Source organism: Mesorhizobium muleiense, assembly GCF_900099905.1.
Taxonomy (GTDB): domain Bacteria; phylum Pseudomonadota; class Alphaproteobacteria; order Rhizobiales; family Rhizobiaceae; genus Mesorhizobium; species Mesorhizobium muleiense.
Genome location: NZ_FNEE01000024.1, coordinates 46,185 through 69,412 on the forward strand (window position 1 = coordinate 46,185; position 23,228 = coordinate 69,412).

Below are 23,228 nucleotides of genomic sequence, written 5' to 3' on the forward strand. Positions count from 1 at the left end.
GCGTCCTCTCACTAAATGATCTTGTTCCCGTCGGGGTCGACTTCGCAGAACGCGCCCCATTCGGAATTCCGAAACGCCGCGCGGAGCTCCGAGAAGTTGGTGATCGCCTCCGAAAGCGGGACGGTTCTCTGCCTCACCAGCCTGGTGCTCGATCCGGGTTCGGCGCGGACCTCGAGGAAATCCAAGGTCCGCCCCATCTCCGCCTCCTGCGCCCGCACCAAGTCTTCATAGTAGATGTTGAGCTTTTGATGATCCCTGAACAGCGCGTCGCATTCCCGCTCGTGGCGCCGGACCTGCTCGAAGTGTTTCCGGCATTCCTCCGAATCCAGCCGGATAGGGTCGACCGTCCCGGCTGTTTTCCTGGTCGCCGACCATACCTGAGTCTTGTGCGCCAATTTCAGCGAAACGAACTGCGCGAGAATGTTCCTGCGCATCAGGTGAATGATCCTGATCTTCCCGTCGCCGACAATCAGCTTCCATGCGTCAGAGAACGGGGCTTCCTGCGCGTGGTAGTAGAACAGCTTGAAGCCGACCGCACGGACGACGCGCGGCCGGGGGCCGAAGACGACGTCGTCGATGAAGGCCTGCGGGTCGGTTCGGTATCGGGACAGAAAGCGTCTATCGTAGGATCCGCCGAAGGGGCGGATGTCCCATCCGATCGCCTCGGGGGTCCGGAACAATTCGCCGAACGCGAGGACCTGACTGTTGCTGTTGAGGAGTTCCAGAAGCATCGTGGAGCCCGTCCGGGCGATGCCGACGATGACGAATTTCGTATAGTCGCGATGACCACCGATCGACCGCAGATCGAGGAGGGCCCTGTCCAGCCAGTCCTGGGCCGGCTGCGGCAGCCCGGCAGGCCGAAGCCACTTCATGCCGCCCCCTCCCGGTCGCCCCGGATATCCTCCGGGACCGTCTCGCTGCGCTGCGCGGCGAAGAGGCTGGCGAACGGACCGGCGCTGTCGATAAGCGAGCCTGGCGTTCCACTCTCCACCACGCGCCCGTCCTCCAGCATGACCACCAGGTCCGCATGGAGGACGGATTCGATCCTGTGGGAGACGAAGATCACAGTCCGGGAGCGGGCAAAGGACTTCAGGAAAACCTGCAGTTCGTCTTCCGTGCGTCTGTCGAGGGCATTGGTGGCCTCGTCCAGCAGCAGGATCTCGGGGTCGCGGACCAGCGCGCGGGCGAGCGCAATCCGCTGGCGCTGGCCGCCGGAGATCTGCGTCCCCCGTTCGCCGACGACCGTGTCGTAGCCCGAAGGGAGATGCCTGATGAACTCGTCGGCGCGGGCGAGGCGCGCCGCCTCAATGACGGCGGCGTTCGAAACCCCGTCTGCGCCGAACCGGATGTTCGCACCGATCGTGTCGTCGAAGACGTAGGGATCCTGGTCCACGACAGAGATTCGCGACCGCCAGCTCTTCAGGTCAATTTTCGACAGCGGTGTCGCGTCGACCAGGACGGCGCCCCGGGTCGGACGCTGGAATCCAAGAAGCACGTCGAGGAGCGTAGATTTCCCCGATCCGGAGGGCCCGACGATCGCCACCATCGTGCCCCGCTTGACTGTGAGGGACACGTCGGAGAGGACTGGACGGCTTGTTCCAGGATACTGCAGCGTGAGGTCCCTCACCTGAATGCCGTCCCGCAACGCGGTGAATGGCGCCCCGCCGTCAGGTGTGGAGGGCGCTCGGCTCGCCGCGAGCGCTTCACCCACGGCGACCACCGACCCATGGTGGCTAAGGAGATTGGCCTGCGCGGAAACGAGCGCGAGGATCCTGGGTTGCAGGCGCAGGAGGATCGCCAGGAACCCGACCAGCGTGCCCAGCCCGACGCCGGTATTGCTGACGAGAACAGCGATCACGGCGATCGCCGCCGATACGAGAACTTCGGTGACCGGGGCCGTGCCGGCCGAGATCAGCGCCATCCTGAGAAAGCGGCGGCGCACCAGATCCGAGCTCTTTTGGAACCGGAGGACTTCGGCCACGGAACGACCGCAGATGTGGATCGTGCGTAGCGCGTTCAATGACGACCAGGTCTGTTGAGCCAGCGCCTCGTTCGCGGCCAGGGCCACGCGGCTCATCCGCTTCACGCGCATGTTGATAAGATGGACCAGGGGCGGGATCAGGGCCGTACAGGCGAGAGCGACGGCTGAGAGTTGCCAGGACAGGAGGAAGAGCAGGGTCAGGAAGACAACTATCGTGGAAGTGCTGGTGACGATTGTGAACAGGCTGTTGATCGCGTCCGTGGCACGCCACGTCTCGGTCGTGAGGACGTTCAGGAACCGTCCAACCCGCTCGCGCTCGAGTTCGGCAAGGGGGCGATTCAGGATCGACCGGAATACGCCGATGCGGAGCGCATGACTGAGCCGACCGTAGAAGACGCAGAGGACCGCCACGTTGAGGTAGCTGATAGCGTTCTTCAGGATCAGTGCCCCGATAATAGCGACCAGCGCCGCGATGAGCGGCGAAGATACCGGCACGAAACTCAGGACCCATAGGACGAGGTCGATGGCGGGACCCTTCGACTGGACCCCGCCACCCCCCTGCAGGGCGTCGATCAGGGGAATGATAAGGGCAAGGCTGATGCCCTCGAAAAGCGACGAAAGCACGGCCAGCACGGCCATGATCGGCAGGAACCAGAAATGCCCCTCGGCCATGTTCGCTAGATGCCGGACACTGCGGATCTCGCGCTGGGTGCCGAGTATCTCGGGCGACAGCGATGTCACACGAACGGACCGTCCTTGCGACACGTCATGCGACATGGCTGCGGCCACGCGGCGCCGCCTCACGCGCGAGATCCGACAGGTTCGACAAATAGACCTCCGGCGCGTCCAGTCTCGGATCGGTCAGTATGTCGAGGAAGTCTTCGTGCTCGGGATGGGCCGGGAAATGGACCGCGCGGGCGGCGAACTCCTCGGTCGTGAAGGTCCCCCAATCCAGGAGGCGATGAAAGCTCACCCGGTCGGCATGGAAGCGCCTTCCGAGCGCGAGGAAATCCGGCATCTCGCGATAATTGTTGCTTTGGACGGTCATGTGGAACTCGAGGTGATCCAGCGGACCGTTCACACGTAGTCCCCCGATCATTTCCAAACGGTTCAGCAAAATCTTGAAATCGCCGCCTCGCCTGTTGACCTTGTAGGTCTCCGGCCTGGCCGCATCGATGGAAATCGTAGCGCCCCGCACCAGCTCCCGCGTCGATGCCGGGATCGACTCCCAGATGCGCTTCGTCCAGAGCAGACCGTTCGTGTGAAGATGGATCCGCTCGAGCTTCGGCATCCGGGCGCGATCCATCGTCTGCAGCCACTGCCGGAAGAAGGGGCTGCCAAAGGGGTCCCCGGATCCGGTGATGTAGAGGAGCCGCGCGTCGGCGAGCGCTTGCGTCTCGAGCCGCTCCTGGATGTTCACGATAGCAACCGCGTGATCATTCTCCATGATGATCTGATTGCGGCAGGTGGGGCACGAGAGATTGCAGGACTGGTCGAAGCAGCAAATGATGTCGCTAGGCCCGTAGGGAAGGACTACCTTCTCTTCCAAGATCACCTCGAGCAGCTCCGGATCAGTCACGTTCTCGATGCGCTGGACGGGGCCATCGATGCGCTGCAGGTAGGGGCAGGCCTGCGTCTTGCAGTATCGGAACGAGTTGTCGAGGATCGAGCGCCGTATCGCCTGGGCATCCTTGCTGTTCCAGACTTCCTCGACCGGCTTTTCCGCCATGTTGCCGATGGAGCGTGTGATCCAGCTCTGGCAGCAGAAGAACACGTCGCCGCGTTCGCCTCCCCCGCCGAGCACCTCGAAGCGCTTGAACGGCTGCGAGCAGAACAGCCTCTCGGAATTTGTCGGGCGACCCCGCTGCGGCACCAAACCGGCGGGGGCGATCAGGCTAGCCGCCTTGCGAAAAAGGTTATCCAGCATGCGACCCTGCTGCGGCACCAAATCGGCAGGGGCGATCAGGCTAGCCGCCTTGCGAAAAAGGTTATCCAGCATGATGCCTCCACCAATCTTCGAGGAAGGCGGGTCTCAGAAATGACCCTGCTAGTCTTTCTCGCGAGATCGCAACCAAGTGATAAACGGGAATGATTGCTTCTGCAATCTTCGCTCCCGCTCAGCTTTTTTTTTGACCATATCGAGGTGTGGTTTGTTGATCTTTTGATCGGCCCAGTCCCAGAGATTCTCCCTAGCCCCGACCCGCCGAAAGAACGCCGTCACCTGAAACGCCTGGACAAGCTCCCAATCGTCTTCGCTCAGCAAGAAGTCGTAGAGTATGCGCACCGACGGCATGATGAAGTCGTCAATCGCCAGCATACCCCCGACCGGAACCCTCTCCTGGGTATAATACCAATCCAGTATCGGAAAGGGAAACCGGTGTGCTCCGTCTATGAAGACGAAATCCAAACGATCGGGAATGCCCCTCCCCGCCGGCAACGCGGTATCCGAGCTCTCCAATACGAATTTGAGGTCGCGTTCGATCCCAAGTCCGTCAAGATATTTTTCTATTCTTTCCGCCTGTGCTGCATCGGGCGTCACAGCAACATGGTGTGTGCCGGCGATGACGAACGCGGCCGTGGTCTGGCCCGCTCCGGTCTCCAACGTCGACATCCCCGGCTCGAGCTGCTCGACCAGGAAGCGCAGCACGGCAGGCGCAACCGACCAGTTGGCCGGTCGCCCGTCAGGCCACGCGTGGAAGCTCGGCCGGTCCGCTAGGAGGGTCTCGATCGCACCTTCCATCTGAGGGTCCAGTCCTCCTACGACCGTATTGTCTACGACCGTATTGTCTTCCGCCCGACTTAAGAAAATGCGTAGCCGTTCGGTGGCAATCAAGCCCCCGCCACCGAGAGTAGAGGCGGAGGTTCTCCATCCGGCCGCAAACCTGGATTGATAGTGCAGATCCTCGTAGAACATCAAGGAGTTGCAGCAACTCGTCTAAACTTGCTTTGCGAAGCAGCCTTTTACTAAACCCAACTGATGCCGCAGTGTAATCTGAGGGGACGAATGTTTGCAACCCGCTGGCGCTCCAATTAACAATTCGTGAACGGCAACCACATTTGGGTGATATCAACTCGTTACATTTTACGCTCCTTGGGCCGGTTGCGCTATCTAGCGCGGCATCGCGTCCATTCTCTCTCGGCGTTCGGGAAGGATGGCGATGTGCAAGGAACAACCGCGAGATCAGCCGAGGACGCGCTGACAGCCCGCTATATTGGTGATTGGGTGATCGACTACTGGCCAGACGGCCAAGTGAGGTTGACGATCTCGCCTGTATATTTGCCAGGCTCTTGAGCGAGGCCGGACTGCCGAATGTGAGATGGCTTTCCGATTATAGTACGGACCGGTCGCTGATCCGACACTGGCTTTCGGCGGCGGATGCCTACGTCACGACATCCCGCATCGAAGGCATGCCGGTCCCACCGATGGCTTGCAGTTTTCCATCGTCGCCACCGACGTACAGGGGCTTCCCGACATTTTGGCAAATGGCTAAGATTGGGGCGGCCTGATGGTTCGAAAGGATCGCCCGGACGAAGCCGCGCATGCCCTGAGGCGCCTCAAGGACGATCTGCATTTGCGGGAAAGCCTGGGTCGGGCATCGCGAAAACGGATAGAGGAAAATCTCTCGCTTGCCGCAGTCGCCGCCGCACTCGATTGCTTGTTGACCAGGCGGTTGGGCTCTTCCGCAAAAAAGATCCTCACAACCGGCGGCGATACCAGGCCAGCGCCGTTTGGACGATCCGGTCGATTCCGGATTGCTCAGGCACCCAGCCGAGTTCCCGGGCCGCCTTGCCGGCCGCGGCGACAAGCGCAGGCGGGTCACCTGCCCTGCGCGGACCGTAGGCTACGGGGAGGCGTGTCCCCGAAGCCCGGCTCACCGCATCGACCAACTCGTTCACCGTCGTTCCGGTTCCGGTGCCGAGATTGTAGACATGGACTCCCGGATCGCGCAGAAGCTTCTCCCCTGCCAGAACGTGAGCACGGGCGAGATCGGTGACGTGGACATAGTCCCGCACCGCGGTTCCGTCCCTTGTGTCGAAGTCGGTGCCATTAATGGTAAAAACCCGGCCCGACCTGATCGCCGCCTCGATAGCGAGCGGAATGACATGGGTTTCCGGTTCATGCCGCTCACCGACATCGCCGTCGGGATCACATCCGGCCGCGTTGAAATACCGCAGCACAACCGCGTTGAGGCCATGAGCGTCGGAAAAATTGTCCACCATTCGTTCTATGATGAATTTCGACCACCCATAGGGATTGATGGGCGACTGCGGATGCGTTTCGTCGATTGGAGAACGAACGGGAATGCCGTAAGACGCGCAGGTGCTCGAAAAGATCAGCTTATCGACGCCGGCCTTCAGCATTTCCTCGAGCAAGACCAGCGTCCCAAAACTGTTGTTTCGGTAGTAGAGTTCCGGGCGCTCGACGGACTCGCCGACATAGGCGTAGGCGGCGAAATGCGCCACCACATCCGGCCGATACTGGTGCAGCGCTGCTGCCACCGCTGCGCCGTCGCAAACATCGCTCTCGACAAGCGGTCCCCATTTGACCGCGTCGCGCCAGCCGCGCGAGAGGTTGTCATACGCAATGACCGACCAGCCGGATTCGGCGAATGCCTTGCAACAGTGTGAGCCGATATACCCTGCCCCGCCAGTGACCAGGACTGTTTTCATTCGGCTGCAGCGGACCGAGCGGATCCCGATGAGACCAAGTCATCGAAATAGGCAATGGTCGTGACGAGACCGTCGCGCAATGCGATTCTTGGCTTCCAATTGAGCTCGCGCAAGGCACATCCGATATCAGGCTGTCGCTGCCTTGGGTCATCGACGGGCAAAGGTAAAAACCTGATCTCGGATCGGCTTCCGGTAAGTTCGATCACGAGATTGGCGAGTTCGAGCATCGTGAATTCGACCGGGTTGCCGAGATTGATCGGGCCGGTAACATCGTCGGCCGTGTTCATCAGGCGAACCAGACCGTCGATGAGATCGTCGACGTAGCAAAATGAGCGTGTCTGCTCGCCGGTGCCGTACACAGTTATCGGCTTGTTTTGCAGTGCCTGCACGATGAAGTTGGAAATGACGCGGCCGTCGTCCGGACGCATCCTCGGACCGTAAGTGTTGAAGATGCGCGCTACCTTGATCCGCAACCTGTTCTGCCGCCAATAGTCGAAAAACAGGGTTTCGGCACACCGCTTGCCTTCGTCGTAACAGGAACGGGGACCTATCGGGTTTACCCTGCCCCAATAGTCCTCGGTCTGCGGGTGAATCTCGGGATCGCCGTAGACTTCAGACGTGGACGCCTGAAGGATCTTTGCGCGAACCCGCTTGGCGAGCCCCAGCATATTGATCGCCCCATGGACGTTGGTCTTTGTCGTCTGGACCGGATCGAACTGATAGTGAACCGGGCTTGCCGGGCAGGCAAGGTTGTATATTTCATCAACTTCTACGTAGAGCGGAAATGTCACGTCGTGCCGAATGATCTCAAAGGATCTGTTGTCGAGCAAATGCGAGACGTTTCTCCGACTTCCTGTGAAGAAATTGTCGACGCATACAACCTCGTGGCCTTCAGCAAGCAACCGCTCGCACAGGAACGATCCCAGAAAACCTGCGCCCCCTGTCACCAAGACTCGCTTTGCCTGCTGCATGTTTGGGATCCTCACGCCAGTTCTTCACGCAATCGAATGCGGAAAGCCCTAGGGCGAGGATAGGAAAAAAATGCTGCGCCGAAAACACAAAATGTTAACGGACCTGAAATAGTCACGTGAGTGCGCGGCGCACGATCCATGAAAAAGCCTCTTTGACGGTTTTCGTCCGAACCTCAGCCTACCGGCAATCGACATTTGGACGTGAATTCGCTGCGTTGCATCATGATCATAATAAAGGAGATGGGTCCTGCACAGTCTTGACCCGGCTCCTATCGCTGCCGATGAACACCTCGCGACTGGGGGTCAAAAGCTGACATAGGCGATGTCCACTTTCGACCCCCCTGCAACCTCTCTCCGCCATTCTGGGCCGGTTGCAACTCCCTGCGCGGCAGCCGCGGGAAGGCGATCGCCACCGCCACCGCGCCGAGCCCGACAAGGGCCGAGCCGATGAACAGCCAGGAATAGCTGGCATAGGCATCGAACACCATGCCGCCGGCGAGCGGGCCGAAGGCCATGCCGATGCTGGACAGCATGGTGACGGCACCAAACACCGTGCCGAGGATGCGCTGGCCGAAATATTCGCGCGCCAGCACCGCATAGAGCGGCATCACGCCGCCATAGGTGGCGCCGAAGATGACGGCGAGCGTGTAGAATTGACCAAGCTCGCTGACCGCAAGATAGGCTGCGATGACCACGGACTGTATCGCCAGACCGGTAATCAGCACCGGCTTGACCCCCAGCCGGTCGGCAAGCACGCCGTATAGAAGCCTGCCGCCTAAGCCCGCCAGGCCCTCGATGCTGTAGATGCTGACCGCCGCCATCGGGGCTATGCCGCACAGCATGGCATAGCTGACCATGTGAAAGATCGGTCCGGAATGCGCCGCGCAGCAGGCAAAGAAGGTCAGTGCCAAAACGATGAATTGCGGCGAGCGCAGCGCCTGTGGAACCGACATGCCGGTATCGTTGGCGGCAATATCGGCGGCGGCGTCTTCAGCGGCAGGCTTGGGCGGCTGGCGCACCAGCAATGCGGCCGGCACCAGCAGCGCCCATGCCGCGACGCCGATGACGAACATGGCGGTGCGCCAGTCATAGGCCGTGATCAGCCATTGCGCGAAGGGCGAGATCGTCATCGGCGCCACGCCCATGCCCGCCGAGACCAGGGAAACGGCCAAGCTGCGATTGGTGTCGAACCAAGCGGCGGTCAGCGCGATCATCGGCGCGAAGAAGGCGCTTGCCGCGAGGCCGACGAGCACGCCATAGGTGATCTGGAAGACAAGCAGCGAGCCGGTGCGGCTGGCCAGCACCAGCGCCAGCCCGAGCAGCAACGCTCCTGTCATCACCACGATGCGGGCGCCGTAGCGATCGTAAATGGCGCCCCAGGCGAAGCCGCCGAGGCCCATTACCAGGAAGTTCAGCGTCATAGCGCTCGATATGCCGGCGCGCGACCAATCTGTGTCGAGCGCCATCGGTTCGAGGAAGATCGCCAGCGAGAACATCGCCCCGAGGGCGACACAGGTCATCACAGCACCTGCCGCGACGATGACCCAACGATAGGAAAGGCTCATACTTTTCTCCCGAGATCGTTTGGACACGGCGCGACTTCTTTCAAGCTTCGTCACACCGCTTGCGTCCGAAGGACGATGACGACATTTCGAATCCTACAATCCGGTTGCATTTTTTATCCAGTCAGGAAATCGCGCCATTCAATTGCTCCATTGCATTGACCGTGCACCGTCCTGAGCTAGATTTCCAACCTGGCGATCAGGAGCTGTCAGGCATGGAACTTCATCGCGGCCGTCTCATCGACCACGTCCAGCTGGTGGTCAGGGATCTCAAGGCCAGCCGCCGCTTCTACGAGGCGGTTTTCAAGGTGCTCGATATTCCGATCGGCGGCAGCGCCGAGGATTATTTCTGGGCCGACGAGCTGTTCGTCTCCAGCATCGACAGCCGGGCGGCCAGCGGGCAACTGACGGGGCGCCACCACCTTGCCTTCCAGGCCAGTGACCGCGCGATGGTCGACGCCTTCTACAGAGCCGGCCTCGACGCCGGCGGCGCGGACAACGGCGCGCCGGGTGAGCGGCAGCACTACCATCCCGGCTACTATGCCGCCTTCCTGCTCGATCCCGACGGCAACAACATAGAGGCCGTCTTTCACGGGCCGGCCAACCGCAGCGCCGCTTCGGTGAAGATTACGTTCTAGCTCGCTGACAGGTATTCTCGTTACGTCGCGCCGCGCCAGCACTTGATATTCAACTTCAACGCAGCGACGCTCAAAGGCTACCGCATGGCCATCGACGAAGCGCCGCTGTCTTTGCCACAGAGCGCCCGCCCTATCGCGTCAGCGCCGCCATCTGGTTCGCCAGGAAGTCGGCGAACAGCCGGGCGCGGACCGGTAGCTGTCGCCCATACGCATGGACAATGTGCACCGGCATGGTCGGCATCGCCACCGCGGGCAGAATGCGGACCAGACGGCTGGCGTCGAGATCGTCCTGCACGGCAAACTGCATCAGATGCGCGATGCCGGCTCCGGCAAGCGCCGCTTGCCGGATGGCGCCGCCGTCGTCGGTATCGAGCCGCCCATTCGGCACGATTACCGTGCCGTCGGCCAATGTGACGGGATAAGGTCGGCCGGCCATCTGGTAACGGACGAAGTCGTGGCTTTGCAAATCCTCGATCGAGGCCGGCCGGCCGCGCCGTTCGACGTAGGTCGGCGATGCCACCAGCACGATCGGCAGATTGGCGATCTTGCGTGCGATGAGCGCGGTGTCCGAGAGCGCCCCCATGCGCACCGCAACGTCATAGCCTTCGCGGATCAGGTCGGCGTGGCGGTCGGTGACGCTGAGCTCGAGCTTCACCTCGTCGTGTTGAGCCAGGAACGCTTGCGCCCATGCGGCGATCAGGCCGCGCCCAAGTTCGACGGATGCCGTGACGCGCAGCAGGCCGCGTGCCGTATCGGCCATCTGAACGGTGTCCTCGGCATCATCGAGCGCTCTCAGCAAAGGCGCGACTCGCTCGTAATAGGCGAGGCCTTCGCTGGTCAGTGCCAGCCGGCGCGTCGAGCGCTGGATCAGCCGCACGCCCAGGCGCCGCTCGAGCCGCGCCACGCTCTTCGACACCGCCGACGGGCTGGAGCCGACCAGCCGGCTGGCGGCATGGAACGAGCCGGCATCGACCGTGCGCACGAAGGCGACGAGACCGGCGGTCTTTTCGAGGATGGTGGTCATTCAAGAATTCCAGGCACGAAAGAACCGATCGAGGTAATCCTAATACGCTATCCGATCACCATTAAATACCGCTCATCATCGACAAAGGAGAGATTTGATGAGCAAGCTGAACGGTAAGGTCGCCATCGTCACCGGCGCCTCCAAGGGTATCGGCGCCGGCATCGCCAAGGGTCTTGCGGCGGCCGGTGCCGCGGTGGTCGTCAACTATGCATCGTCCCGGGAAGGTGCGGACCGCGTCGTTGCCGAGATCAAGGACGCAGGCGGCCGGGCCGTTGCCGTCCACGGCGACGTGTCGCAAGCGGCCGACGTGCGCCGCCTGTTCGAGGCCGCCAAATCGTCGTTCGGCGCGGTGGACATCCTGGTTAACAACGCCGGCGTCTTCGCATTCGAGCCGCTGGAAGCGGTGACTGAGGCCGAATTCCACCGGGAGTTCGACACCAATGTGCTGGGCACCATCCTGACCATCCGGGAAGCGGTGAACCATTTCGGCGCCGGAGGCGGCAGCGTCATCAACATAAGCTCGGTCGCCAGCCTCAACCCGCAGCCGAACTCACTGGTCTACGCCGCCACCAAGGGGGCAGTGGATTCGATCACGCTCTCCATGTCGAGAGAACTGGGCGCCCGCAACATCCGCGTCAACGCCATCGCGCCCGGCGGCGTCGACACCGAAGGCCTGCAGCGGATCGGCATCGTCGGCAGCGAGTTCGAGAAGCAGGTCATCGCCATGACCCCGCTCGGCCGCTTCGGCCAGCCCGACGACATCGCCCGCATCGCGGTGTTCCTCGCCTCCGACGACGCATCCTGGCTGACCGGCGAGCGCATCACCGCCTCGGGCGGTTGGAGATAGGCATAGAGCGCGCGGACCTGCCGTTTCACGGACCATCCCACGCAGCGTGACGTCGATAAAACCCTGCAATCGATGACGAGAGCGATCTGAGCCCTATGTTGCGGCGATGGAGGAGCGTCGTGCGGTATCGATGACGGCGAGAAGCCAGGGAGGCAACGGATGACGGACGACGAAAGAGCAATCCGAAAGCTGGTCGAGACGTGGATGGATGCGAGCAAGCGTGGAGACACCGCGACCGTCCTCAGCTTGATGACGGACGACGCGATCTTCATGGTTCCCGGCCGGGAGCCCTTCGACAAGGAGATCTTCGCGGCAGCCGCGCAGGAGATGGCCGGCGTTCATGTCGACGGCACGAACGAGATCGTTGAACTACAGCTTCTTGGCGACTGGGCCTTCATGCGCGGTCGTATCGATATGACCGCAACGCCGCCGAACGGGAAGCCGGTGCGTCAATCGGGATATACGCTGACGCTCCTGCGCAAGGAGGCTGATGGTGCGTGGCGGCTGGCCCGCGATGCGAACCTGCTGACCGCGCAAGGCTAGAGCCGGTCTCCGGCATCTCTGCACCGGAAGGCGCGCCAGGGAGCGACAGGATGGCGAAGATGCGTGCAGGTCGCCCTGAACAGCGTTCCCCTCCTCCACTGATCACACCGGCAAGAGGGCGTTCGGCTTGACGTCGGCGATGGAGGCGAAAGTGTGCGTTTCGCGCACGCCGGGCAGAGGCAGGATGACCCGCTGCAGGAAATCCTGGAACACCGCCATATCAGCGATCCGCGCCTTAACCAGATAATCGAAACCGCCAACCACCATATGGCACTCCAGAACCTCCGGGGCCTTCGCCACGGCTTCGGCGAAACGGTCAAAGACATGCGGCGCCGTGTGGTCAAGCCGGACCTCGATGAACACCAGCGTTCCCCGGCCGACCTTGCGCGGATCGAGCACCGCCCTGACCGCGGTGATCAACCCGTCGCGGAACAGGCGCTTCACCCGCTGGCTCGTTCCGGTCGGCGACAGCCCGATACGCCCGGCAAGATCAAGCGTCGTCCGGCGCCCGTCTTCCTGCAGCAGCCGGAGCAGGCTGCGGTCTATCTGGTCGAGGTCGTCCATTTTCACAATCCACTCTATCTCAGGGATTTGTGTGCTGATTTCACGCAGAGATGTCAAAATCAACGTATTTCATCACATAAAACCTCGCAATAGCCTGCGCTTCCCTCACCCACTCAAAGCAAACGTGGTGAGGCGATTTCGACAAACAAGAGGAGTGCAAGATGACCAAGGAAGCGTTCAGCCCAGCCGGCAGGAGTGCGGCGGAAATCAGCAAGGGAGCGACCGAGATCCTGGTGCTGAGCGAAGTCGACGTGATGGCGTGCATCGATCTCAGCCAGCTTCTCGATGTTCTGGAAGACGGCTTCAAGGCGCTGTCACAAGGCAAGGTCGTCAATCCACCCCGACCACAGCTCAACATCCCGGGGGCCGGCTACAGCCTCGCCATGCCGGCCTGGATGGAGGGCATGAACCTGACCGTCAAGGTCGTCAACGTCTTCGAAGGCAATTTGGCCAAGAACATGCCCAGCCACCTCGCAACCATCAGCCTGTTCGATCCGCTGTCCGGCCTGCCGGTCTGCATCATGGACGGCACCTTCATAACCGCGGTGCGAACCTCCGGCTCCGCCGTGCTGTCGGTGCGCGCGCTCGCGCGCCGGGACGCCAGGATAGCGACAGTGGTCGGCGCCGGCGTGCAGGCCAACCAGCACCTGCATCTGTTGCCGCTGGTGCGCGACTTTGCCGAAATCCGGGTCGCTTCGAAGAGCTTCGACGATGCGGCAGCGCTTGCCCGGCTGCATCCGTCGGTGGTGGCGGTCGCCGACCTCGAGGCGGCAGTGCGCAGTTCCGACGTGGTGTGCCTGGCGACGCATTCCTACGAGCCGGTGATCAAGGCAGGCTGGGTTCGGCCGGGCACGCACGTCTCGTCGGTCGGGGTGGCACCACCCGGCGGTGAAATATCGATCGAGCTCATCGGCAAATCCAGCCTTTATGTCGAGACCAGGGATGCGTTCAAACCGACCCCGGTCGGTTCCAGCGAGCTTGCCGGTTTCGACCCGGATTTCGGCACCGAGCTTGGCGCCATGCTGCTCGACCGCGCGCCGGGCCGCGTTTCGGATCAACAGATCACCACCTACAAGGCGATGGGCATTGCCATGGAAGACATGGTCGCCGCCGATCTCGCCTATCGTTGCGCCAAGCGTCTGCACAAGGGAAAGCTCATCGTGCTGTAGGCGTGCCGCGAGCCAGGCGGGATCGACGTTGCTGACAATGGCGCTTTCGCGGAAGCGGCCGGGCTAAAGGGCGGTCCCTCAGCCCGGCACACGCTTCAGCGCCTGCGCCATGCAGTGGATGCCGCCGCCGGTCTTCGAGATCTCGCTCATGTCGACCGCCGCCACTTCGAAGCCGCGCGCCTTGAGCTGACCGATCAGCGTCTGGCTGGATGTCGGCGCGATCACCCGGTCCTTGCCCAGCGACATGAAGTTGCAGCCGAGCGCCATCGTGTCCTGGAACGGCACGTCGATGATCTCGTGGCCCTTGCCCTTCAGCCAGTCGACGATGCCCGGCTCGGTGCAGGCGAGGCAGACGGCGGTCAGTTTCTCGGCGATCGGCACCACCATCAGATCGATATGGACATAATATTCGTCGATGAAGGCGATGCGGGTTTCCCAGCCCTCCTTGTCGAACCAGGCCTGGACCTGGCGCGCGCCCTCCTCCTGGGTGCGGGCGCCGCCACAGCCGATCAGCACCACGCCGTCCTCGATGACGTTGAAGTCGCCGCCTTCGAAAGTGCCCGCAGTGACCATGTCGTAGATCGGGATGCCAAGCTTCTCATAGGTGCGGATCGCCGCATAGTTCTCGCCGCGCCGCCACCATTGGGACATCGCGGTGATGATGGCGCCATACGGCGTCATGACGCTGGAATCGCGCGAATAGACCTGCATCGGCAGCTCCGACGTCGGCTCGTGCCAGTGGATGTTGACGCCGAAATGCTCATAAGCGGCAACCAGGTCCTTGTGCTGCGCCTGCGCGATCTGGACGTTGCACGGCGCCTCACGCAGATGCTTGCGCGACAGCGAGCTGGTCGAGAGGTGGCGCAGGAAATTCGGCGAGCCGAGCAGCACGTCGGTCAGGACGTCGGTCTCGTTGGCAAAGCCCCAGGCGGTCAATGGCTTGGTGCCGCCGGCCGGATTGCGGCGCTGCAATGAAAACGGTTCTGCTACAATGCGGTCATGGACGGTCATGGCATTCTCCTGGCTTCGAGTGATCACGCGGCTTGCGGGTTGCCTGGTATCCATCAGTCCCGTCCGCGCGGGGTGGTGACATATTCCGGCCAGCGGAAATGGATTGGCGGTTCGTAGTCGCAAAGCGGCGCCAGCCAGTTGCTGCCGCCAATGCCGCCGCCGGTGCGGGCGACGAATTCGTCCATCGCCGCATCGCGGGCCGCCTTGTCTTCCAGCAGGCGAAGAGCTGCCAACGCAATCGTGTTCGACGCGCAGGCAACCATCGGATCGATGGTGGCGGAAATGCCGCCCAGCGCATTCATCGCCCAGGACGGGTAGGCGTGGCCGTTTTGCGAACGCAGCGCCGGCCGGGCGACGTAGAACCGCGCCGTCGGCGTCTGCCACGACATGTCGGTGTAATCGTCGGAGGTGGAATTGAGCTGCGACAGCGGCAAGTCGCGGCGCAGCAACGCCTCCGCCTCGTCAGGCGCAATCAGCTGCTCCAACTCGGCGATGAACGGCTCGTCGCTCGCCGCGCCGCCGGCATTGACCTGGATTTCGCGGGCAATCGCCTTGGCCGTCTCGTCCCAGCGCGGCGGCCCGACAGTCGACAGCGCGTCGTAGGCAATACCCGCCATGGCATGATTGGCAAGCCCCGGCCGCGACTTCGACACCCAGTGCCGCTCATGGCGGCAGCCGCTCAACTTGGCGGCGGCCTCCGCGTTGCGGTCGAGCACGGCGGTGACCCGCTCGGCCATGGCAATCGTCGGCACGCGGATCATGTACTGGATCTCGGCCAGTCCGGCCGGCAGATTGTCGGCGGTCGCCTGCCCCGCGGTCAGGATCGCCTCGCTGATCGACCAGCCGCCCTGATGCGGCAGCATGGAATCGCGCAGCGCCTTGGACGCCATGTACATCATCATGAGCGCGTCGTTGGCGCCGGGCGCCCTGACCGCCGAATGCGCCTGCGGAATCGGCGCTCCATCGCTTGCGCGAACCCAATTTTCGGGTTCGTCGCAGACAAAGCGATAGATCATCGCATAGGCCGCGCCGCAATGCGTGTCCCAGCGCGCCGTGTTGCAGAGCGGCAGCATGTAAAAGGGATGGAAAGAGATCATGCCAGCAAGGCCATCGTAGTAGCCTTTTGCGGCATGGATCGGCTTCGACCCCCGCACCTTCTCCGCCGGCTCGCCGGTGAAGCGCAGCGTGCCCGATATGCCGTGGCGCTGCATCGCCGCCTTGGTCGCCAAAAGCCCGCCCAGGCTGGCAATGCCGAGGCCGGAATGCGGATCGGTGTGGCCGCCGGCCTCAGCGCCGAGACCCGGACGCGGTCGCTTGACGGTCGCCGCGTCCTGGCAATTGCCCGGCACCGCGTCATACTCGGCATACATGCCGATCGTCGGCCCGGCGCCGTTGGTCCAGTGGGCGCAAAAGGCGGTCGGCATCCCGCCGGAGCCTTCCTCGACCGAAAAGCCCTCGTGCTTCAGACGCTCGACATACCAGGCGGCCGACTGGTATTCGCGCCAGGCGGTCTCGCCGAAATCGAAGATCGTCCGCGTCCACGCCGACAGCGACCGCTGGATGTCGTCGAGACAGGCAAGCGCGGTTGCTTGGGCCGAGGTGGTCACCGGATCCTCCATCCGTCAAAGAAAGCAGTGAAGCGCCTCGCCAAAAAGTGATATGTTTTCCCGGCTCATGCAAATTCGGTTCACCTCTTGAGAATTCCCTCGACGCAGGCGCTGCGCGCCCTCGACAGTTTCGCCCGCCACGGCAGCGTCTGGCGCGCCGCCGACGAACTGCATCTGACCCGCAGCGCGGTCAGTCATCAATTGCGGCTGCTCGAACGCGATCTCGGCTTCGACCTGCTCGAGCGCATCGGCAAGGGCGTGGCGCTGACGCCGCGCGGCCAGCGTTACGCCAGCGACGTACGCAAGGCGCTGACGGTGCTCGGCGATGCGGTAACGCGCCATGCCGGCACCGGCGTCGGCGGCTCGTTCAGCGTCAGCTGCACGCCGGGCTTCGCCTCGCTGTTCCTGTGCACGCACATCGGCGAATTCCGGCAGATGTACCCCGATGTCGCGCTGCGCATCCTGACGCCGCGGCGGCTGGACGATGTCAGCAATGCCGAGGCCGACGCCTTCATCGCCTTCGGCGTCGGCAACTGGCCGAACCGGGCGGTCGAGCCGTTGTGCGAGATCTCGTTCACGCCGCTGTGCAGCCCGACGCTGCTCAACAAGATCGGCGGCTTTTCCAAGCCGGCCGACGTGCTGCGCGCCAATCTGCTGCATCTCGGCGACACCGAGGACTGGGCGCGCTGGCTGGCGCTGTCGAAGGTCGAGAATCCCGACACCGAGGGCGGCATCTTCTTTTCCGACATGAACCTGGTTTTTTCGGCCGCCATCGCCGGCCAGGGCATCGCCATGGGCGACGAACTGACCAGCCGCCGGGCGCTGAGCGAAGGCCGGCTGGTGCGCCCCTTCGACACCGCAATCAGTTCGCCACGCTCGTATTTTCTCGTTTCCGAACATGCCAAGGCGGCGCATCCGGTGCTGGAGGCGTTCGGGAGGTGGCTGAGGTCGAAACTGTCGGAGATTAGCTAATCTCCCCCCTCGAGGGGGAGATGTCGCCGAAGGCGACAGAGGGGGTCGCCGCGCGTGAAGCCCCAGCCTCCATCTGCAGCAGCAGGCCGAGCCCAGTCGGACCGACCCCCTCTGGCCGCTTTGCGGCCATCTCCCCCTCGAGGGGGGAGATTGGCGCCATAGATGAATCAAATTTGCCGATCAGGCGAAAACTATTCGGTTGCGGTGAGCCGCGGGCCTGCCTACGATTTCAATCACATTGAGGACAAGGCAGGATGCAGCAACCCGGCCGTGCCGCAGAGATCAAGGCAATCGGGATCGGCAAGAGCTTCGGCTCGTTCCGTGCACTGGACGATCTGACGCTCGATATTGGCCGCGGTGAGTTCCTGACCCTGCTCGGGCCGTCGGGTTCGGGCAAGACCACCTTCCTGATGATCCTTGCCGGTTTCGTGCAGCCGACAGACGGCCGCCTTTACAGCGACGGCGTCGACATCACCGAGCGGCCGGCCGAGCAGCGCGCTGCCGGCATGGTGTTCCAAGGCTATGCCCTGTTCCCGCATATGAGCGTCGAGGCCAACATCGCCTTCCCGCTCAAGGTGCGCAAGAAATCGGCGGCCGAGATCAAGCGTCGCGTCAGTGAGATGGTCGAGCGCGTTGGGCTGAAGGGCCACGAGAAGAAACTGCCGTCGCAATTGTCCGGCGGCCAGCAGCAGCGCGTGGCGCTGGCGCGTGCCCTGGTGTTCGAGCCGGGTGTGCTTTTGCTCGACGAGCCGTTCTCGGCGCTCGACAAGGGCCTGCGCGGCCAGATGCAGGCCGAGATGAAGCGGCTGCACCAGGAAACCGGCACCACCTTCGTCTTCGTCACCCATGATCAGAGCGAGGCGCTGGCGCTATCGTCGCGCGTCGCCATCTTCAACCACGGCAAGTTACTGCAGGTCGGGGCGCCTGACGAGGTCTACGACCGGCCGGCCAACCGCTTCGTCGCCGAGTTCCTCGGCGAGATCAACATGCTGCCGCTGAAGGGCGTGCGCAACGCCGACAACGGCGCCACCGGCCTGTGCGAAGACCGCACCATCACCCTGCGCGGCAATGCAAGCGCCGTCGGCAGCAACGCCATCCTGGCGATCCGGCCCGAATACATGTCGATCGCCCCCGAAGCGACAGCCGGCGAGAACGGCATCGCCGCGACTGCGGTCGCCTCGACCTATCTCGGCGCTGCGACGCGGCTCGATCTCACCACGCGCCAAGGTGCCAAGGTGACGGTCTCGGTGCCGAACGAGGTCGCCGCTTCGGCACTCAGCAAGGGCAATTCCGTATGGCTGACATGGCCTGCGGAAAAAGGTTTCCTCCTTCCGGACGGAGGACAATGACGATCGGCGTGGCGAAGCTGAAATTCGCCAGGCTGGCTTTCGGGAAATATCAACGACAAAAAAGGGGAACTGACATGACAAACAATTCAGAGATGAGCGAAACTAGGAAACACGCCATCGAGACACTGTCCGCCAGGGCGGTGCGCGGCGAGATCTCGCGCCGGCAGTTCACGCAGCTGGCTGCGCTCGTGCTGGCCGGCACGCCGATGCTGCTGCGCTCGACCGGCGCCTTCGCGCAAGCCAAGGAACTGGTGCTGGTCAACTGGGGCGGCGACGCCATCACCGCCTATGACGCGGCCTATGGCCAGGCGTTCACCAAGGAGACCGGCATCACCGTCAAGATGGACGGCTCCGGTCCGACCGAGGGTGCGATCGCCGCACAGTTCAAGAGCGGCGCCCCGACCTGGGACCTGGTCGACGTCGACCCGTTCTCGGCGATCACGCTCGGCGCGCAGGGCATGCTCGAGCCGATCGACTATTCGATCGTCGACAAGAACAAGATGCGGCCTGGCTTCGGCTGGGAACACGCCGCCTCGACCTATTTCTTCTCCTATGTCATTGCCTATGATTCCGAAAAATTCGGCAGCCAGGCACCGACCGGCATGGCCGACTTCTTCGACGTGACGAAATTCCCGGGCAAGCGCTCGCTCTACAAATGGGGCGTGTCGAGCTGGGAAGCGGCGCTGCTCGCCGACGGCATCGCGCCGGCCTCGCTCTATCCGCTCGACCTCAAGCGCGCGCACGACAAGATCGCCGCCTTCAAGGAGAATATCGTTGCCTATTGGGGCGGCGGCGCCGAGAGCCAGAGCGTGCTGCTCGACGGCGAGGCTTCGATGGCCATCGTCTGGTCGACGCGAGCCTCGCTGATCGAGCAGGATTCCGGCGGCAAGATCAAGTTCATCTGGGACCAGGGCCTGATCTCGCCCGGCGCGCTCGCCGTGCTCAAGGGCAATCCCGGCGGCAAGGACGCGGCGATGAAGTTCATCGCCAGCGCCCAGGATCCGGAGAAGCAACTGATCATGTTCGACAAGCTCGGCCAGGGCCCGGCCAATCCGGCCACCGACGCGCTGATCCCCGCCGACAAGAAGCGCATCAACCCGGTCGACCCCGAAAACATGAAGAAGCAGATCCCGCTCGACATGGAGTGGTACGCCAAGAACTACGGGGCCGCACTCGACGAATACACGAAGATCATCTCCGCCTGATAGACCGGGATAACCGGAGCCGAGATGAAAGCATATCTCTCCGACAGGATGGGCGCGGCGCTGCTGATGGCGCCGCTGCTGCTGTTCCTTGGCGCCGCCTACGCCTGGCCATTCTTCGGCGTCGTCAACTGGAGCTTCACCCTGCCCGAGCCGGGGCTCGGGCAATATGGCACGCTGCTTAGCGACCCGCTGGTGCAGTCGGTGTTTGTCCGCACGTTGCGCATCGCTGCGATCGTCACGATTGTTTCGGTTGCCGCCGCCTACGCCATCACGCTGGTGTGGGTGCGCGGCACGCCGGCGCAGCGGGTGATCGCCGAGTTCTGCATCCTGGTGCCATTCTGGATCTCGGTGCTGACGCGCGCCTTCGGCTGGGTGGCGCTGCTTTCCAATCGCGGCCTGTTCAACACCTGGCTGCAGGCGATCGGCTTCATCTCGGAACCGCTGACGCTGGTGCGCAACGAATTCGGCGTCATCGTCGGCATGACCCATTTCCTCATTCCCTTCGCCGTGTTTCCGCTGGCGTCTTCGATGCGCAGCCTCGACGACCGCGTGCTGCTGGCGGCGCGCGGGCTCGGCTCCAGCCGCATGCGCACCTTCTGGTCGGTGTTCGTGCCGATGACCCGCTCCGGCATCATCGGCTCGGCGCTCATCGTCTTCGTCTTTTCGCTCGGCTTCTTCGTGACGCCTGCGATCCTCGGCGGCGGCCGCAGCGTTATGGTCGCCGAGCTGATCTATCTGCGCATCTTCCAGAGCCCGGACTGGGGCCTGGGGGCGGCGATCAGCGTCGTGCTGGTGCTGTTCGTCGGTACGCTGATGGCGCTGCTGTTCCGCTATGTCAGACCGAAGCAGCTGATCTGATGCCGACCTACCGCCCCGGCCCCGTCTCGCTGGTCCTCGCCGCACTGGTGGCGCTGTTCCTGCTGTTGCCGCTGCTTGCCGTGATCCCGGTGTCGCTGACGCCGACCCGCATGCTGGCGATGCCGTCCGGCGAATTGTCGCTGCGCCACTACCGGGCGCTGATCGAGGATCCGCGCTGGATCAATTCGATCCTGCTCTCGATCAGGATCGGCGTCGTCAGCAGCGCCTTTTCCACCGTGCTGGCGCTGTGCTTCAGCCTCGGCGTGTGGATGTTCCAGCCGCGCTTCACCGCCGCGCTGGTCGGCTTCGTGCTGCTGCCGATGGTGGTGCCGCCGGTGGTCTCGGCGATCACGCTCTACTTCCTGCTGACCTCGATCTCCGGCGTCTCTTCGTTCTTCGGCTACGACACCTGGCTCGGTGTCGCCATGGCGCATGCTGTGATGACGGTGCCCTTCGCCACGGTGCTGATCCTGGTGTCGCTCAGCCAGCTCGACCGGCGCATCGACCTTGCCGCGCGCGGTCTCGGCGCCACCGTGTGGGAACGCGCCACCCGCATCATCATGCCCAACATCAAATTCGGCATCGTCACTGCCGCCCTGCTGTCCTTCGTGCTGTCCTGGGAAGAGATCGGCGTCACCCTGTTCATCACCTCGGTCAACGCCATCACGCTGCCCAGGCTGATGTGGATGGGCCTGCGCGACAACATCGACCCGGCGATCGCCGCCCTCTCGGTGATCCTGATCATCATCACGGTGCTGGTGCTGGCGGCGCGCAGTGCCGTGGTCAGGCTGCGCGCGGGGCAGTAGGGCGACCAAAGCGGTGCGCATTTCCGCTCGATAGTTGGCGGGACAGCGCCCCCCTCTGGCCTGCCGGCCATCTCCCCCACTTGGGGGGAGATCGGCAGCTTTCGGCGACGGCTCCCTCCTTCGGCGGTAGTGATTGGCGAAAGCGGAGATGACGGCCAATCTCCCCCCAAGTGGGGGAGATGTCCGGCAGGACAGAGGGGGGCGCGAAAGATTGCCAACCTTTGAAAGCTTCTTCTACCCCATTGCGTGGCGAATGGTCTTGGACAGACGGCTCAGGAATGCCGGTCGAGACGATGCGTCGAGCTTCCACGACAGCACCGCCGTCGCCAGTTTCCGCGGCAGCACCCCGACCGACAGGAACCAGGCGGCAAGGACGGCGCGCCGGCGCAGCGACGCGGTCATTTCGAGGCTGGCGACGGCGCCCGCCGCCCCAAGCGCCAGCCGGGAATCATTGGCCACGGGGTGCCGGCGCCTGTCCGCGCACAGCGACGCCAGCCGCTCTTCCAGGTGGACCGGATCGTGGCGGACAGCCTCCGACGGAACGATGGTCAGGCCGATCCCGGAGGCTTGGTCCGACAGCGCCTGCATGCGGCGGAAGTCGTGGGTTACCCGCCAGCGTGCCCGCTCGGCGAGCTTTTCACCGAACACCGAATGGTTGGCGCCGTGGATCCGGTAGGCGCCGACGCATTCGTCGATGGACTGGACGTGTCCGTACATGGGCGCCAGCGTTACAAGGTAGCCATCGGCGCCCTGGCGGAACTCCGCCTCCGGTATAGGCATGATCGATTCGAGGGTTGTGCGATCAAAGGCCAGCCCGCTGGTCACAGTCGTCTGATAGCGGCCCTTGTGCAGGAGTTTCGGCATGACGTCACCGCTGTCGAAGGGCAGTTCGGGCGGCGGAAAGACGTCCTTGATGCGTTGTCGTTCGTCGACGATATGCAGCCTGGACTGCACCTGGGCGGTTGCCGCATCCCAAGTGTCGACGATCCTGGAAACGGCGGTCGGATAAAGAAAATCGTCGGCGTCGAGGAACAGGACGATTTTGCCCGAGCTTGCCGCGAACCCGGTGTTGAACGCCGCCGCATGCCCGCCATTTTGCGCGCGCGGGCAGGCTAGGATCCTGTCCCCATATGATTTCATGATTGTCGTGGAATTGTCCTGCGAGGCATCATCGACGACGATGACTTCGACATCCGCGTAGTCCTGCTCGAGGGCGCTATCGATGCTGCGTTTGAGGAAACGCGCGTAATTGTAGTTCGGAATGATGATGGATACTGGAATCCTCGGGACAGACTGCATCGCATTTGACCTCGCATCTTGCTTTGGTTTCAGCAAACCCGCGCGCGGGCCTGGTTCCTCCTCAAGCGCGTCCCACGAATTCCTGGGAGAAGGCTGGCGCCTTTCGTCAGGACGGGTCACGTCTCTTGCTTTGCGACTTCATGCTGAGGCC

The 23,228-nt window shown here is 63.1% G+C and carries 22 protein-coding genes; 9 read left to right on the forward strand and 13 right to left on the reverse strand.

Translation table 11 applies throughout. The annotated features are described in order from the left end of the window. Positions 1-11 precede the first annotated feature (11 nt). The 8 genes from BLT09_RS27950 to BLT09_RS27985 form a co-directional block, all read right to left on the reverse strand. A complete protein-coding gene (locus BLT09_RS27950; protein ID WP_091599321.1) occupies positions 12-872 on the reverse strand; it encodes a Stf0 family sulfotransferase in 861 nt (286 codons plus the stop codon). Continuing rightward, positions 869-2,770: an ABC transporter ATP-binding protein gene (locus BLT09_RS27955; RefSeq protein ID WP_139172698.1), complete on the reverse strand. Its 1,902-nt coding sequence runs from the start codon at positions 2,768-2,770 to the stop codon at positions 869-871. Before BLT09_RS27955 ends, BLT09_RS27950 begins: the two co-directional genes overlap by 4 nt. Next, positions 2,748-3,980 carry a radical SAM/SPASM domain-containing protein gene (locus tag BLT09_RS27960; RefSeq protein ID WP_091599327.1) on the reverse strand — a complete coding sequence of 411 codons (1,233 nt, stop codon included), beginning with the start codon at positions 3,978-3,980 and terminating at the stop codon, positions 2,748-2,750. Before BLT09_RS27960 ends, BLT09_RS27955 begins: the two co-directional genes overlap by 23 nt. 48 nt (positions 3,981-4,028) lie before the next feature. Further along, positions 4,029-4,895, reverse strand: coding sequence for a class I SAM-dependent methyltransferase (locus BLT09_RS27965; protein WP_091599330.1), 867 nt, complete (start codon positions 4,893-4,895; stop codon positions 4,029-4,031). A gap of 466 nt (positions 4,896-5,361) precedes the next feature. Further along, the gene (locus BLT09_RS34505) at positions 5,362-5,553 is read right to left on the reverse strand and encodes a hypothetical protein (protein WP_167366559.1); all 192 of its coding nucleotides are present in this window, start codon (positions 5,551-5,553) and stop codon (positions 5,362-5,364) included. A gap of 124 nt (positions 5,554-5,677) precedes the next feature. Then, on the reverse strand, positions 5,678-6,652 hold the full coding sequence (gene galE / locus BLT09_RS27975; protein ID WP_091599333.1) for a UDP-glucose 4-epimerase GalE: 975 nt from the start codon (positions 6,650-6,652) through the stop codon (positions 5,678-5,680). Next, the gene (locus BLT09_RS27980) at positions 6,649-7,623 is read right to left on the reverse strand and encodes a UDP-glucuronic acid decarboxylase family protein (protein ID WP_091599336.1); all 975 of its coding nucleotides are present in this window, start codon (positions 7,621-7,623) and stop codon (positions 6,649-6,651) included. The genes galE and BLT09_RS27980 overlap by 4 nt, the downstream gene beginning before the upstream one ends. 269 nt (positions 7,624-7,892) lie before the next feature. Then, positions 7,893-9,188, reverse strand: a complete 1,296-nt coding sequence (locus tag BLT09_RS27985; protein WP_091599339.1) for an MFS transporter — start codon at positions 9,186-9,188, stop codon at positions 7,893-7,895. A gap of 203 nt (positions 9,189-9,391) precedes the next feature. On the opposite strand from BLT09_RS27985, the gene BLT09_RS27990 reads away from it, so the two are divergent. Next, entirely contained in the window at positions 9,392-9,823 is a 432-nt protein-coding gene (locus BLT09_RS27990) for a VOC family protein (RefSeq protein ID WP_091599415.1), read from the forward strand. Positions 9,824-9,953: 130 nt separating this feature from the next. On the opposite strand, the gene BLT09_RS27995 is transcribed toward BLT09_RS27990, so the two are convergent. After that, the gene (locus BLT09_RS27995; RefSeq protein ID WP_091599342.1) at positions 9,954-10,847 is read right to left on the reverse strand and encodes a LysR family transcriptional regulator; all 894 of its coding nucleotides are present in this window, start codon (positions 10,845-10,847) and stop codon (positions 9,954-9,956) included. A 97-nt stretch (positions 10,848-10,944) separates the two neighbouring features. On the opposite strand from BLT09_RS27995, the gene BLT09_RS28000 reads away from it, so the two are divergent. Then, positions 10,945-11,694 (forward strand): SDR family NAD(P)-dependent oxidoreductase, encoded by a 750-nt coding sequence (locus BLT09_RS28000; protein WP_091599344.1) that lies wholly within the window; start codon positions 10,945-10,947, stop codon positions 11,692-11,694. 159 nt (positions 11,695-11,853) lie between these two features. Beyond that, positions 11,854-12,237, forward strand: a complete 384-nt coding sequence (locus BLT09_RS28005) for a YybH family protein (RefSeq protein WP_091599348.1) — start codon at positions 11,854-11,856, stop codon at positions 12,235-12,237. Positions 12,238-12,339: 102 nt separating this feature from the next. Here BLT09_RS28005 and BLT09_RS28010 read toward each other — a convergent pair whose 3' ends face one another. Continuing rightward, entirely contained in the window at positions 12,340-12,801 is a 462-nt protein-coding gene (locus BLT09_RS28010) for an Lrp/AsnC family transcriptional regulator (RefSeq protein ID WP_091599351.1), read from the reverse strand. Positions 12,802-12,962: 161 nt separating this feature from the next. On the opposite strand from BLT09_RS28010, the gene BLT09_RS28015 reads away from it, so the two are divergent. Next, positions 12,963-13,970 carry an ornithine cyclodeaminase family protein gene (locus tag BLT09_RS28015; protein ID WP_091599354.1) on the forward strand — a complete coding sequence of 336 codons (1,008 nt, stop codon included), beginning with the start codon at positions 12,963-12,965 and terminating at the stop codon, positions 13,968-13,970. A gap of 78 nt (positions 13,971-14,048) precedes the next feature. Here the strand turns inward: BLT09_RS28015 and BLT09_RS28020 are convergent, their stop codons facing one another. Further along, the gene (locus tag BLT09_RS28020; RefSeq protein ID WP_091599418.1) at positions 14,049-14,981 is read right to left on the reverse strand and encodes a dimethylarginine dimethylaminohydrolase family protein; all 933 of its coding nucleotides are present in this window, start codon (positions 14,979-14,981) and stop codon (positions 14,049-14,051) included. Between the two features lie 53 nt (positions 14,982-15,034). Next, positions 15,035-16,600, reverse strand: coding sequence for a zinc-binding metallopeptidase family protein (locus BLT09_RS28025; protein WP_208602552.1), 1,566 nt, complete (start codon positions 16,598-16,600; stop codon positions 15,035-15,037). A gap of 75 nt (positions 16,601-16,675) precedes the next feature. Here BLT09_RS28025 and BLT09_RS28030 point away from each other — a divergent pair, with 75 nt between their 5' ends. From BLT09_RS28030 to BLT09_RS28050, 5 genes are all read left to right on the forward strand, one after another. Then, a complete protein-coding gene (locus BLT09_RS28030) occupies positions 16,676-17,560 on the forward strand; it encodes a LysR substrate-binding domain-containing protein (RefSeq protein ID WP_091599357.1) in 885 nt (294 codons plus the stop codon). 254 nt (positions 17,561-17,814) lie between these two features. Continuing rightward, positions 17,815-18,909, forward strand: a complete 1,095-nt coding sequence (locus BLT09_RS28035) for an ABC transporter ATP-binding protein (RefSeq protein WP_027155091.1) — start codon at positions 17,815-17,817, stop codon at positions 18,907-18,909. A gap of 92 nt (positions 18,910-19,001) precedes the next feature. Beyond that, positions 19,002-20,114 carry an ABC transporter substrate-binding protein gene (locus BLT09_RS28040; RefSeq protein WP_091599424.1) on the forward strand — a complete coding sequence of 371 codons (1,113 nt, stop codon included), beginning with the start codon at positions 19,002-19,004 and terminating at the stop codon, positions 20,112-20,114. A gap of 24 nt (positions 20,115-20,138) precedes the next feature. Beyond that, positions 20,139-20,972: an ABC transporter permease gene (locus BLT09_RS28045; RefSeq protein ID WP_091599360.1), complete on the forward strand. Its 834-nt coding sequence runs from the start codon at positions 20,139-20,141 to the stop codon at positions 20,970-20,972. Then, positions 20,972-21,778, forward strand: coding sequence for an ABC transporter permease (locus BLT09_RS28050; RefSeq protein ID WP_091599363.1), 807 nt, complete (start codon positions 20,972-20,974; stop codon positions 21,776-21,778). The genes BLT09_RS28045 and BLT09_RS28050 overlap by 1 nt, the downstream gene beginning before the upstream one ends. Positions 21,779-22,012: 234 nt before the next feature. Here BLT09_RS28050 and BLT09_RS28055 read toward each other — a convergent pair whose 3' ends face one another. Continuing rightward, entirely contained in the window at positions 22,013-23,077 is a 1,065-nt protein-coding gene (locus BLT09_RS28055; RefSeq protein WP_091599366.1) for a glycosyltransferase family 2 protein, read from the reverse strand. Between the last annotated feature and the right edge of the window lie 151 nt (positions 23,078-23,228).